This window comes from Nocardioides hungaricus, assembly GCF_054782915.1.
The window spans coordinates 59,248-71,070 of record NZ_BAAGRO010000003.1; the positions used below are offsets into that span (position 1 = coordinate 59,248).

Annotated in this window: 11 protein-coding genes; 7 read left to right on the forward strand and 4 right to left on the reverse strand. The window is 74.6% G+C overall.

Annotation, left to right across the window (positions count from 1 at the left end; translation table 11 throughout):
- Positions 1-8 precede the first annotated feature (8 nt).
- The 3 genes from ACYVKX_RS01340 to ACYVKX_RS01350 all read right to left on the reverse strand — a co-directional run bounded on the left by ACYVKX_RS01340 (position 9) and on the right by ACYVKX_RS01350 (position 2,992).
- Positions 9-1,178: a DUF5667 domain-containing protein gene (locus ACYVKX_RS01340; protein ID WP_460828709.1), complete on the reverse strand. Its 1,170-nt coding sequence runs from the start codon at positions 1,176-1,178 to the stop codon at positions 9-11.
- Positions 1,179-1,230: 52 nt separating this feature from the next.
- On the reverse strand, positions 1,231-2,040 hold the full coding sequence (locus tag ACYVKX_RS01345; protein WP_460828710.1) for a sigma-70 family RNA polymerase sigma factor: 810 nt from the start codon (positions 2,038-2,040) through the stop codon (positions 1,231-1,233).
- A gap of 79 nt (positions 2,041-2,119) precedes the next feature.
- Positions 2,120-2,992 carry an HAD family hydrolase gene (locus ACYVKX_RS01350; RefSeq protein ID WP_460828711.1) on the reverse strand — a complete coding sequence of 291 codons (873 nt, stop codon included), beginning with the start codon at positions 2,990-2,992 and terminating at the stop codon, positions 2,120-2,122.
- Between the two features lie 42 nt (positions 2,993-3,034).
- Between ACYVKX_RS01350 and ACYVKX_RS01355 the strand changes: the two genes are divergently transcribed.
- The 7 genes from ACYVKX_RS01355 to hemB all read left to right on the forward strand — a co-directional run bounded on the left by ACYVKX_RS01355 (position 3,035) and on the right by hemB (position 10,581).
- Positions 3,035-4,564, forward strand: coding sequence for a class I adenylate-forming enzyme family protein (locus tag ACYVKX_RS01355; RefSeq protein ID WP_460828712.1), 1,530 nt, complete (start codon positions 3,035-3,037; stop codon positions 4,562-4,564).
- The gene (locus tag ACYVKX_RS01360; RefSeq protein ID WP_460828713.1) at positions 4,561-4,806 is read left to right on the forward strand and encodes a glutaredoxin family protein; all 246 of its coding nucleotides are present in this window, start codon (positions 4,561-4,563) and stop codon (positions 4,804-4,806) included. The genes ACYVKX_RS01355 and ACYVKX_RS01360 overlap by 4 nt, the downstream gene beginning before the upstream one ends.
- A 101-nt stretch (positions 4,807-4,907) precedes the next feature.
- Positions 4,908-5,597 (forward strand): redox-sensing transcriptional repressor Rex, encoded by a 690-nt coding sequence (locus ACYVKX_RS01365; RefSeq protein ID WP_460828714.1) that lies wholly within the window; start codon positions 4,908-4,910, stop codon positions 5,595-5,597.
- Positions 5,598-5,673: 76 nt separating this feature from the next.
- On the forward strand, positions 5,674-6,963 hold the full coding sequence (locus ACYVKX_RS01370; RefSeq protein WP_460828715.1) for a glutamyl-tRNA reductase: 1,290 nt from the start codon (positions 5,674-5,676) through the stop codon (positions 6,961-6,963).
- Positions 6,960-7,961: a hydroxymethylbilane synthase gene (hemC, locus tag ACYVKX_RS01375; protein WP_460828716.1), complete on the forward strand. Its 1,002-nt coding sequence runs from the start codon at positions 6,960-6,962 to the stop codon at positions 7,959-7,961. Before ACYVKX_RS01370 ends, hemC begins: the two co-directional genes overlap by 4 nt.
- Positions 7,958-9,586, forward strand: coding sequence for a bifunctional uroporphyrinogen-III C-methyltransferase/uroporphyrinogen-III synthase (locus ACYVKX_RS01380; protein ID WP_460828717.1), 1,629 nt, complete (start codon positions 7,958-7,960; stop codon positions 9,584-9,586). Before hemC ends, ACYVKX_RS01380 begins: the two co-directional genes overlap by 4 nt.
- On the forward strand, positions 9,583-10,581 hold the full coding sequence (hemB, locus tag ACYVKX_RS01385; RefSeq protein WP_460828718.1) for a porphobilinogen synthase: 999 nt from the start codon (positions 9,583-9,585) through the stop codon (positions 10,579-10,581). Before ACYVKX_RS01380 ends, hemB begins: the two co-directional genes overlap by 4 nt.
- Positions 10,582-10,600: 19 nt before the next feature.
- Here hemB and ACYVKX_RS01390 read toward each other — a convergent pair whose 3' ends face one another.
- Positions 10,601-11,779, reverse strand: coding sequence for a lytic transglycosylase domain-containing protein (locus tag ACYVKX_RS01390; protein WP_460828719.1), 1,179 nt, complete (start codon positions 11,777-11,779; stop codon positions 10,601-10,603).
- Positions 11,780-11,823: the final 44 nt, after the last annotated feature.

Here is an 11,823-nt window from a genome sequence, read left to right on the forward strand (position 1 = left end):
CCGGACGGCTACCGCTCCTCGGCGCCCTGGCCGGTCAGCGGGTCGACGATCGACTCGAGCAGGTCGCCGACGGTGCCCAGCAGCGGACCCACGACCGGCACGGACGGGCGATCGGACGGCTTGTCCTTGCCCCCACCGGTCAGGCCGCCAGTGAGGTCCTCGGCCAGCTGCTGGAGCGGGTTCCGCACCGTGGTGGAGTCGGGCAGGCCCGGGCCGGCGCTCGGGTTCGTCACGCTGCCGGGGCCGACGTCGTCGGGCCCGACGCTCGGCAGGGTGGGCCGCCCCTCGTTCCCCGTGCCCCCCTGCTTGCCGGGGTTACGGGGCCCGGTGTCGGCCGGCTCGACGCTCGGCTTCGGCGCGACCGGCACGAAGACCTGCTCGGCGCTGACGAGCACCGGCGGGATCGAGTCGATCGGGGCGCCACCGCAGGTCGGGCAGCGCTGGGCGGCCTCGGCGTCGATGGTCTGCAGCACCTGGGCGGCGCGGATCAGCTCGTCGCGGGCGTCGGCCGGCACCAGCGGCTCGAGCGCGGCGAGCTGGTCGAGGCTGGTCGAGGAGAAGTCGCGCAGCGCGGCGATCGAGGACCCGTCGCCGCTGCTCGCGTAGTCGGACAGCAGCAGGTCGGAGGCCTGGGTGGCCTGATCGGTGAAGTCGTTCAGGGTCTGCGCGATCCGGAGGTCGTCGGCGACGCCGTCCTGGCCGGTCAGCGCCTCGACCTCGGCGAGCCGGTTGGCGGCGTTCGCGAGCGCGGTCGTGCCCTTGCTGCCCTCGCCGACCGAGAGGCCGGTGTGGGCGCCCTCGATGGCCCGCTTGATCGGGTAGAGGGTGTCGCCGGGGAGCGCGGACTGGGCGGCGACCGCGACGGAGGTGGTCGCGCCGACGATGGCGATGCCGCCGACGACGGCGGCCAGCCGGCGCTCGCGGCGCGGCCGGCGCTCGGGGAGGCGGAGCCTCGAGAGGTCCGCGGGGACGAGGGCCGTCGCGGCCTCGGCCATCAGCCGGACGCGGAGGTCGGCCACGAACTCGGGCCGGGCGTGGATCTCCGGGGTGGCGCGGAGCGCGCCGACCAGCTCCAGCAGGTCGGCGTCGCGGCCGGCGGTCGGGTCGATGGTCGAGAGGCCCTCGACCAGGGCGTCGAACTCGTCGGCGCGCCGTTGCGCCCGGAACCCCCATGTCATGTCGACCTCAACGAGGGTCGCGGCGGCGGGGTTACGCGGAGTCCGGTCGTCGTCATCGGTCCCGCAGCCCTTCGGGCATCAGCTTGGCGAGGTTGCGCACCCCGCGCAGCTGGAGCTGCTTCACCGCGCCGTCGGAGCGGCCCAGGACGGCGGCGGTCTCGGCGATGCTCATGCCCTGGAGGAAGCGCATCACCAGGCAGTCGCGCTGCTCGGGCGGGAGCTCGGTGAGGGCCGCGAGCAGGATCTCGTTGGTGAGGCCGGCGAGCACCGTGGACTCCGGTCCGTCGGTGGCGTCGTCGTGGAGCGCCATGTCCTCGGTGGTGAGCTCGAGGCGGGTCCGGCCGGCCTTGAAGTGGTCGGTGGCCAGGTTGCGGGCGATGGTCATCAGCCAGGCGCCGAAGTCCTTGCCCTGCCAGCGGAAGCCGGTCATGCTCCGCAGCGCCCGGAAGAACGTCTCCGAGGTGAGGTCCTCGGCGAGCGTGCTGGAGCGGGTCCGGTAGAAGAGGAACCGGTAGACCGACGGCTGGTAGTGGTCGTAGAGCAGGCCGAACGCGTCGGAGTCGCCCTGCCGGGCCAGCTCGACCAGCGCGATCAGCCGGGAGCGCTCGGCGGCGTCCTCCTCCGAGGACGCCGCCAGGTCGGCGTCGTCGTACCCGCCGCCGCTGCCGGTGCCCGTGCCGGACCCGGTGTCTGCGGTGCTGCGACCGCTGGCGACCGCCTCGGTCGCGAGCAGCCCGGGAAGCAGGCCGGGGAGCCCGGCCGCCGCGGGGGCGAGGTGGGGGCGCTCGCCGAGGAGCGCCTGCGCGACGAGGTGGCGCAGGGCGTGCAGCCCGCGCGCGACGTCGCCGTCCTCCCACGACATGGACAGAGATCCTCCCAGGAAGCTTCCCCCGAAGCCTTGCCCATCGTAAACGCGGGCTACGCGTCTGGGAACCGGACGATCAGTGCCGCTTTCCCCGGAGTGCGACGCCGGCCGCCACGGCCCCCGTCGCGGCGCCGGCCGCGGCGCCAAGGACCAGGCCGGCGCGCACGGCCTTGCGGCCGGTCCGGTAGTCGCGGATCCGCCAGCCCTGCTCGCGCGCGTGCGCGCGCAGCCTCGCGTCCGGGTTGATCGCGCACGGGTCGCCGACCAGGGAGAGCATCGGCAGGTCGTTGTAGGAGTCGGAGTACGCCGAGCAGCGGCGCAGGTCGAGGCCCTCGCGCTCCGCGAGCGCCCGGACCGCCTCGCCCTTCGCGGGGCCGTGCAGCAGGTCGCCGACCAGCCGGCCGGTGTAGACGCCGTCGACGTGCTCCGCGACCGTGCCGAGGGCGCCGGTGAGGCCGAGCCGGCGGGCGATGATCGCGGCGATCTCGATCGGGGCCGCGGTGACCAGCCAGACCCGCTGCCCCTCGTCGAGGTGCAACTGCGCGAGCGCGCGGGTGCCGGGCCAGATCCGGTCGGCCATCGCCTCCTCGAAGATCTCCTCGCCGAGCTCCTGGAGCTCGGCGACGGTGTGGCCGGCGATGAAGCCCAGCGCCGAGGCCCGGGCGTCCGCGACGTGCTCGGGGTCCTCGACGCCGACCACCCGGAAGTACGCCTGCTTCCAGGCCGCGCCCACGATCTCGCGGGTCGTGAAGAACCTGCGGCGGTGCAGGCCCCGGGCGAGGTGGAAGATGCTGGCGCCCTGCATGACGGTGTTGTCGACGTCGAAGAACGCCGCCGCCTGGGTGTCCGAGGGCTGCGCGAGCGCCGACTCGACCTCGGCCGCCGACGCGGCGGCCTCGCCGGCCAGCACGGACCGCACCTGGAGGTTGCGCGGGCGCTTCGGGGTCACGCTCGAAGCGTAAGCGCAAATGCGCTGTGGAAGGATCGGTCCATGTCAGCAGTGCGTGACGTCGCGGAGCTGGTCGCCGCGGCGGCCGCCGAGCAGCCCGACCGCCTCGCGATCGTCGAGTCCGGGGGCCGCGCCCTGACCTGGGCCCGGCTCGAGGACGAGGTCGGCCGGCTCGCGACCGGGCTCGGTGCGGCCGGGGTCGTCGGCGGACAGCGGGTGATGCTCGTGCTGGGCAACCGGCTCGAGTTCGTCTCGACCTACCTCGGCGTGCTCCGCGCCCAGGCCGTCGCCGTGCCGGTCAACCCCGGCTCCGCCGTGGGCGAGCTGGCCCGGATGCTCGAGGACTCCGGCGCCCGCGTCGTCGTGGCCGACGCCGCCACCGCCGACGCGGTGCGCGCGGCGGCGTCCTCGCTCGGCGCGCCGCCGCGCGTGGTGGTCGTGGGCGAGGCGTCCTACGACGAGCTCCGCGCGCAGCCCGCCCGGCCGGTGCCGCCGCTGCAGGACCCCGAGAAGCTGGCCGCGCTGCTCTACACCAGCGGTACGTCGGGCCGCCCGCGCGCCGCGATGCTGACCCACCGGGCGCTGCTCGCCAACCTGGAGCAGGTGGCCGCGGTCGAGCCGCCGATGATGCACGGCGACGACGTCGTGCTCGGCGTGCTGCCGCTGTTCCACGTCTACGGGCTCAACGCCGTGCTGGGCGGCGTACTCCGCCACCGGGCGCGGCTGATGCTGGTCGAGCGGTTCGACCCCCACGAGACGCTCTCGCTCGTCGACGACGAGGCGTGCAGCGTGGTGCCGATCGCGCCGCCGGTGTTCGGCTACTGGCAGGCCGAGGACGACCTCGCCGTCCACCTCGGTGCGGTGCGGCTGGTGCTGTCGGGCTCGGCGCCGCTGTCGGCCGAGGTCGTCGAGCGGTTCACCGAGCGCACCGGGATCCCGGTGCACCAGGGCTACGGGCTCACCGAGGCCGCGCCGGTGGTCACCAGCACGCTGTGCAGCGCCGCGGCCAAGCCCGGCTCGGTCGGCGCCGCCCTGCCCGGCGTCGAGCTGCGGCTCGTCGACGAGACGGGCGGTACGCCGGAGGGCGCGGACCCGGGGGAGATCCAGGTCCGCGGCGCCAACCTGTTCAGCGGCTACTGGCCCGACGGCGACGGCGGCCCGGACGAGGAGGGCTGGTGGTCGACGGGCGACGTCGGCTTCCTCGACGAGGACGGCGACCTGTTCCTCGTCGACCGGCTCAAGGAGCTCGTCATCGTCTCCGGGTTCAACGTCTACCCGACCGAGGTCGAGGACGTCATCGCCGAGGTCGACGGGGTCGAGGACGTCGCCGTGATCGGCGTCGAGGACGAGCACACCGGCGAGGCCGTGGTCGCCTACCTCCTCGCGCCCGGTGCCGACCCGGCCGCGGTCGCCGCGGCGGTGCGCGCGCACTGCGGCGTACGCCTCGCGCGGTTCAAGCAGCCCGCACGCGTCGAGGTCGTCGACGAGCTGCCCAGGACCGTCACCGGCAAGGTCCAGAAGGGCCGCCTGCGCGGCATCGAGCGCCGGCGCCACCTGGGGCTCCTCGAGTGACGGCCCCCGCCAGGGTCGTCCTGTACTCCCGCCCGGGCTGCCACCTGTGCGACGACGCCCGCGCGGTGATCGAGCGGGTCTGCGCCGACCTCGGCGAGGAGTACGTCGAGCTCTCCGTCGACGACGACCCCGTCCTGCGGGAGAGGTACGGCGAGGAGATCCCGGTCACCCTCGTCGACGGCCGCCAGCACGACTTCTGGCGCGTCGACGAGCCGCGGCTGCGGGCGGCCCTGGCTCGCTGACCCCACCCCGCTCGTTTTGTTCTCGCGTTCACAAACTCCTACAGTGAACGGGCCGCCGGGCTCAGCACGACGCCGGCCCGACGACGGCCCAGCCCATGGTGATGGAAAGAGCAGCAGTGACCGCACGGACCTCCCCCGAGAGCGCTCGGGACATCCCCGAGGGGACCGTCGCCCGGCTGCCCGTCTACCTCCGGGCCCTCACCACGCTGTCCGAGCAGGGCATCGGCACCTGCTCCAGCGAGGAGCTCGCGGTGGCGGCGGGGGTGAACAGCGCGAAGCTGCGCAAGGACCTCTCCTACCTCGGCAGCTACGGCACCCGCGGGGTCGGCTACGACACCGACTACCTGCGCTACCAGATCGCCCGCGAGATCGGCGTGACCCAGGACTGGCCGGTCGTCATCGTCGGCATCGGCAACCTGGGCCAGGCGCTCGCGAACTACTCCGGCTTCCGCAGCCGCGGGTTCCGCGTGGTCGCGCTGCTGGACGCCGACCCGGCCCGCCGGGACGAGGTGGTCGCCGGCGTACCGGTGCGCGCGTTCGACGAGCTCGAGCAGATCGCCCGCGAGCACGCCGTCGCGATCGGCGTGATCGCCACGCCGGCGCTGGCCGCGCAGGACGTCGCGGACCGGATGGTCGCCTGCGGCATCACCAGCATCCTCAACTTCGCGCCGACCGTGCTGAGCGTCCCCGCGCAGGTCGACGTCCGCAAGGTCGACCTCTCCATCGAGCTGCAGATCCTCGCCTACCACGAGCAGCGCAAGACCGGCCAGGGTCAGGGGGCGAGCGCGTGAGCGAGCGCAGCGAGCGAACCATTCAGTGCAGCGTGTCCTGTGCCTCATGCGCGCACGGAGCGAAGCGAGTACGCGCATGAGTGTCCTCGTCGTCGGCATCTCCCACAAGTCCGCGCCGGTCTCGCTGCTGGAGCGGGTCGCCCTCGACGGCGACGGCGTGCACAAGCTCATCGACGACGTCGCCGGCTGCGAGCACGTCACCGAGGCGACCGTGGTCGCGACCTGCAACCGGCTGGAGATCTACGCCGAGGTGGACCGCTTCCACGGCAGCGTCGAGGAGGTCTCCCGGCTGCTCGTGCAGCGCGCCGGCGAGTCCACCGAGGCGATGCTGCCGCACCTCTACGTCCACTACGACGACGGCGCGGTCTCCCACCTCTTCCAGGTCGTCGCCGGGCTCGACTCGATGGCGCTCGGCGAGGGCCAGATCCTCGGCCAGACCCGGGACGCGCTCAGCGCGGGCCAGGAGATCGGCACCGTCGGCCCGGCCCTCAACGTGCTGTTCCAGCAGGCGCTGCGGGTCGGCAAGCGCGCCCGCGCCGAGACCGACATCGACCGGGCGGCGCCGTCCCTGGTGACCGCCGCCCTCGACCGCAGCCACGCCGCCGTCGGCGACCTGGCCGGCCGGCGGGTGCTGGTGCTCGGCGCCGGCGCGATGGCCGGCCTGGCCACCGCGACCGTCGCCCGCCGCGGCGCCGCCAGCGTCACCGTCGCCAACCGCACGGCCGGCAACGCCGACCGGCTGGCGGGGGAGTACGGCGCCCGCGCGGCCGCCCTCGCCGACGTCGAGGCCGAGCTCGCGCTCGCCGACGTCGTCGTCTCCTGCACCGGCTCCACCGGCGTCGTGGTGACCCGCCCGATGGTCGAGTCCGCGGCGGCCGGCGGCCGCTCGCTGTCGATCATCGACCTCGCGCTGCCGCACGACGTCGAGCCCGAGGTCGCCGAGCTGCCCGGCGTCACGCTGGTCAACCTCGCCGACCTCGCCGAGGAGCTGCGCGACTCCGACGCCGGCCGCGAGGTCCTCGAGGTCCGTCGGATCGTCGCCCAGGAGGTCGCGGCGTTCCTCGCCGCCCGCCGCCGGGCCAGCGTCACCCCGACCGTGGTCGCGCTCCGCTCGATGGCCACCTCGGTCGTCGACGCCGAGATGGAGCGCCTCGCCGGCCGGCTCCCCGACCTCGACGAGGCCACCCGCGCCGAGGTGCTGCACACCGTGCGCCGGGTCGCCGACAAGCTGCTCCACCAGCCGACCGTGCGGGTCAAGGAGCTCGCCAACGAGGCCGGCGCCGTGTCGTACGCCGCCGCGCTGGCCGAGCTGTTCGCGCTCGACCCCGAGGCGGTCGACGCCGTCACCCGGCCGGAGGTCCCATGACCGCCGCGACGATCCGCATCGGCACCCGCGCCTCGGCGCTCGCCACCACCCAGGCCCGCTTGGTCGCCGACCAGATCGCGGCGCGGCTGGGCCGCGACGTCGAGCTGGTCGAGATCGCCACCGAGGGCGACCGCAGCCAGGCCGCGGGCACCCCGCTCGCCGGCTCGTCGTCCACCGGGGTGTTCGTGAGCGCCCTGCGCGACGCGCTGCTCGAGGGCCGCGTGGACGTCGCCGTGCACTCGCTCAAGGACCTCCCGACGTACGCCGCCGAGGGCATCGCCCTGGCCGCGATCCCCGGCCGTGAGGACCCGCGCGACGTCGTGGTCGCCCGCGACGGCCTGACCCTCGGCGAGCTGCCGGCCGGCAGCCGGGTCGGCACCGGCTCGCCGCGACGCGTCGCCCAGCTGCGCGCGCTCGGCCTCGGCTTGGACGTGGTCGGCGTCCGTGGCAACGTCGACACCCGGATCGGCAGGGTCCGCTCCGGTGAGTACGACGCCGTCGTGCTCGCCCGGGCCGGGCTGGCCCGCCTCGGCCGCCTCGACGAGGCGACCGAGGTGCTCGACCCGCTGCAGGTGCTCCCGGCCCCCGGGCAGGGTGCGCTGGCGGTCGAGTGCCGGGCCGGCGACGAGCTCGCCGGGGCGCTCGCCGCGCTGGACGACCCGCACGCACGCGCGGCCGTCGAGGCGGAGCGGGCGGTCCTGGCCACCCTCGAGGGCGGCTGCTCCGCGCCGATCGGCGCGCTGGCGGAGGTCGTCGAGGGCGAGCAGGGCGAGGAGCTCTGGGTGCGGGCCGTGGCCCTGTCGCCCGACGGGGCGCTCGCCGTACGGATGTCCGCCACCGGGAGCCCCGCCGACGCCGTCGGCGTCGGGACCCGGCTGGCCAAGGAGATGCTCGCCGACGGGGCGGCGGAGCTGACCGTGGAACCAGTAGACCCGGTAGTAGACCCAGTAGCAGACCCAGCAGTAGAACCAGCAGTTGATAGAGGGCAGAACGCATGACGCGACGCAAGACCATCACCGCCGGTCCCACCACGGGCCGGGTGTCGTTCGTCGGCAGCGGTCCGGGCGACCCCGACCTGCTGACGGTGCGCGCCGTCGACCTGCTCGCCCGGGCCGACGTCGTGATCACCGAGCTGCCCGAGCACGCCGACCTGGTGCGGGCCGTGCGCGGCGCGACCGAGGACGGCCCGGAGCTCGTGGACGGCGGGTTCGGCGAGGACGGCCAGCCGCTGACGCACGCCGCCCGCGCGAAGGTCGTCGTCCGGCAGGCCAAGCGCGGCCTCCGCGTGGTCCGGCTGATGTCCGGCGACCCGTTCCTCTACGCGTCCGGCCCCGAGGAGGCGCAGGCGTGCGTCAAGGCGGGCATCGCGTTCGAGATCGTCCCCGGCGTCTCCTCGGTGAGCGCCGTCCCGGCGTACGCCGGCATCCCGCTGACCACCAAGGACCACCGCGCGGTCGCGGTCGTGACCTGCGGCGACAAGGTCGACTGGAGCCAGTACGCAGACCGGCGCACGCTGGTCCTGCTCTCGGCCGTCGGCCAGATCGGCGACATCGCCACGGCGCTGGTCGCCGCCGGCCGCTCCGCCGACACCCCGGTCGCGATGACCCGGGTCGGCACCACCACGGAGCAGTCGACGGTCACCTCGACCCTGGAGCGGATCGCCGCCGACGCGCGCGCGGCCCGGATGGCCCCGCCGGCGGTCACCGTGGTCGGCGACGTCGTCGACCTGCGCGAGAAGCTGTCGTGGTTCGAGACCAAGCCGCTGTTCGGCTGGCGCGTCCTGGTGCCGCGCACCAAGGAGCAGGCCGGCTCGGTGTCGCAGCGGCTGCGCGGCTACGGCGCCGTCCCGGACGAGGTGCCGACGATCTCCGTCGAGCCGCCGCGCAACCCCCAGCAGATGGACAAGGCCGTCCGCGGCCTGGTCGAGGGCCGCTACGAGTGGATCGCGTTCACCTCGGTCAACGCGGTGCGCGCCGTACGCGAGAAGTTCGAGGAGTACGGCCTCGACGCCCGGGCGTTCTCCGGGCTGAAGATCGCCGCCGTCGGCGACAAGACCGCCCAGGCGATCGCCGACTGGGGCCTGCGCGCCGACCTGGTGCCCTCGGGCGAGCAGTCCGCCGCCGGCCTGCTCGCGGACTGGCCCGAGTACGACGAGCTGCTGGACCCGATCAACCGGGTCTTCCTGCCCCGCGCCGACATCGCGACCGAGAACCTCGTCGCCGGTCTGATCGACCTCGGCTGGGAGTGCGACGACGTCACGGCGTACCGCACCGTCCGCGCGGCGCCGCCGCCGGCCCCGACTCGCGACGCGATCAAGACCGGCCGGTTCGACGCGGTCGTGTTCACGTCGTCCTCGACCGTGCGCAACCTGGTCGGCATCGCCGGCAAGCCGCACCCCGCGACGGTGATCGCGGTGATCGGCCCGGCCACCGCGAAGACCGCCGAGGAGCACGGCCTGCGGGTCGACGTGCTGGCGCCCGAGCCGGACGTCGACGCGCTGGTCGACGCGCTCGCCGACTTCGGCGCCGCGCGCCGGATCGCGATGCTCGAGGCCGGCCAGCCCGTCACGAAGCCGTCGGACCGCAAGCCGTCGGCGCGCCGGAAGGCCAGCACCTCGCGATGACCTCCTCGCCCGGGGACCTCGGACCGATCGTCCGGCCGCGGCGGCTGCGCACCACCGCGGCGCTGCGCCGGACGGTGGCCGAGACCGCGGTCGAGGCGCGGCAGCTGGTGCTGCCGGTCTTCGTCCGCGAGGGGCTCACCGAGCCCCGGCCGATCGGCTCGATGCCGGGCGTCGTCCAGCACACCCGCTCCTCGCTGCGGGCAGCCGCCGCGGAGGCCGCGTCGCTCGGCCTGGGCGGCGTGATGCTCTTCGGCGTCCCGTCGGCCAAGGACGAGCTCGGGTCGGGTGCGCTCGACCCGGAGGGCATCCTCAACGTCGCGATCGCCGACGTGGTCGCCGAGGTCGGCGACGCGCTCACGGTGATGAGCGACCTGTGCCTCGACGAGTTCACCTCGCACGGCCACTGCGGCGTGCTGACGCCGGACGGCCGCGTCGACAACGACCGCACCCTGGCGGCGTACGCCGAGATGGCGCTCGCCCAGGCGGCGGCCGGGGTCGACATGGTCGGTCCCAGCGGGATGATGGACGGCCAGGTCGCGGCCGTCCGCTCGGCCCTCGACGGCGCCGGCTTCGCCGACGTGTCGATCCTGGCCTATTCCGCGAAGTACGCCTCGGCCTTCTACGGCCCGTTCCGCGAGGCGGTCGACTCCTCGCTGGCCGGGGACCGGCGGACCTACCAGCAGGACCCCGCCAACGCCCGGGAGGGCGTGCGGGAGGCGCTCCTCGACGTCGAGCAGGGCGCGGACATCGTGATGGTGAAGCCGGCGCTGGCCTACCTCGACGTGCTGCGGCGGGTCCGCGACGCCGTCGACGTGCCGGTCGCGGCGTACCACGTCTCCGGCGAGTACGCCATGCTCGAGGCCGCCGCCGCGCGCGGCTGGATCGACCGCGAGCCGGCCATCCTGGAGACGCTGCTCTCCATCCGCCGCGCCGGCGCCGACGTCGTGCTCACCTACTGGGCGGCCGAGGCGGCGCGGCTGCTGCGCGCCGGCTGATGCCCCCGCAGGACGGCGCTCAGCGATCCAGGTAGTCGGCCACGCACCGGTCGAACGGGTCGTCGCTGCGCAGGATGTTGTCGATGTAGCCGTCCAGCGTGCACTGCACGATCGCCTGGGCCCGGGTGAGGATCTCGTCGACCGGCTTGATCGAGGTCGAGGGGAGCGGGGGCAGGGACGGCAGGGGGAGGCCGCCGCCGCCACCGCCCGGCAGCGGGTTGGACGGCTCGGTGGGCTCCTGGGTCGGCTCCTGCGTGGGCTCCTCGGTCGGCTGCTCGCCGCCGTCGCCACCGCCGTCGTCGCTGCCGCCGTTCGACTGCGGGTCCTTCGGCGGCTTCCGCGGGCCGCGGTCCTGCTGCGGAGCCGGCTCGGCGGGCACGAGGTAGCCGGCGGAGGTGGTGCCGTTCGGGACCGAGGTGAACTCGCCCTCGAGGTAGGCGCTGTAGATCGACATCACCAGGTCGACGTACGAGGTGCTGTTGTTGTAGCGGTAGACCGAGGCGCGCTGGCCGCGGACCGTCGACAGGTCGTCGCCGCCGGAGCAGAGGTAGACGGCCGAGGCGAGGGCGGCGTCGTCGATGTCCTGCGGGTTGCGCTGGCCGTCGCCGTCGGCGTCCACGCCGACGACCGACCAGGTGGACGGGATGAACTGCATCGGGCCGATCGCCCGGTCGTACTTGGCGTCCGAGTCGTACTGCCCGGCGTCGGTGTCGAGGATCCGGGTGGTGCCGTTGGTGCCGTCGAGCGCGATGCCGTAGATGCCCGGCCGCGCGACGCCCCTGACGTCGAGGCTGTTGCCGTTGGTGCGGCCGTGGTCGGACTCGACCCGGCCGATCGCCGCGATCAGCTGCCAGGGCAGGTTGCAGGACTTGTCGGCGGCGTTGATGACCGTCGCGGCGCGCTGGTAGGCCGCCAGCGCGGCCGCCGGGATCCCGGTCGTCGACGCGGTGGCGACCGCGCGAGCGGTCGGGCCGTCGACGCCGGGGGCGACGCCGCCGGAGGCCGAGACGCTGGCGGGGGCCTCGATCGCCTCGGTCGGGACGGCGGTGCCGTCGGGAAGCCGGGTGACGGGGTCGGATTCGGCGGACGCGGTGCCGGCGCCCACGCCGGCGATGCTGGCGGTCCACGCGGCCGAGAGCACGGCCAGCGGGACGATGGCCAGAACCCTCTGGCCGCGACCGAGACGGGTCTTCGACATCGACGCAACGCTCCCTTGTCCACCAACGAACGCGTGTCCCTCGG

Bases quoted from the DNA above. Each gene is read 5' to 3' on its own strand.
- ACYVKX_RS01365 (WP_460828714.1), top strand. From the start codon at position 4,908: ATGGAAAGAGCAGCAGTGACCGCACGGACCTCCCCCGAGAGCGCTCGG.
- ACYVKX_RS01345 (WP_460828710.1), bottom strand. From the start codon at position 2,040: ATGTCGTGGGAGGACGGCGACGTCGCGCGCGGGCTGCACGCCCTGCGC.
- ACYVKX_RS01390 (WP_460828719.1), bottom strand. From the start codon at position 11,779: ATGTCGAAGACCCGTCTCGGTCGCGGCCAGAGGGTTCTGGCCATCGTC.
- hemC (WP_460828716.1), top strand. From the start codon at position 6,960: ATGACCGCCGCGACGATCCGCATCGGCACCCGCGCCTCGGCGCTCGCC.
- ACYVKX_RS01355 (WP_460828712.1), top strand. From the start codon at position 3,035: ATGTCAGCAGTGCGTGACGTCGCGGAGCTGGTCGCCGCGGCGGCCGCC.
- ACYVKX_RS01370 (WP_460828715.1), top strand. From the start codon at position 5,674: ATGAGTGTCCTCGTCGTCGGCATCTCCCACAAGTCCGCGCCGGTCTCG.
- ACYVKX_RS01340 (WP_460828709.1), bottom strand. From the start codon at position 1,178: ATGACATGGGGGTTCCGGGCGCAACGGCGCGCCGACGAGTTCGACGCC.
- hemB (WP_460828718.1), top strand. From the start codon at position 9,583: ATGACCTCCTCGCCCGGGGACCTCGGACCGATCGTCCGGCCGCGGCGG.
- ACYVKX_RS01380 (WP_460828717.1), top strand. From the start codon at position 7,958: ATGACGCGACGCAAGACCATCACCGCCGGTCCCACCACGGGCCGGGTG.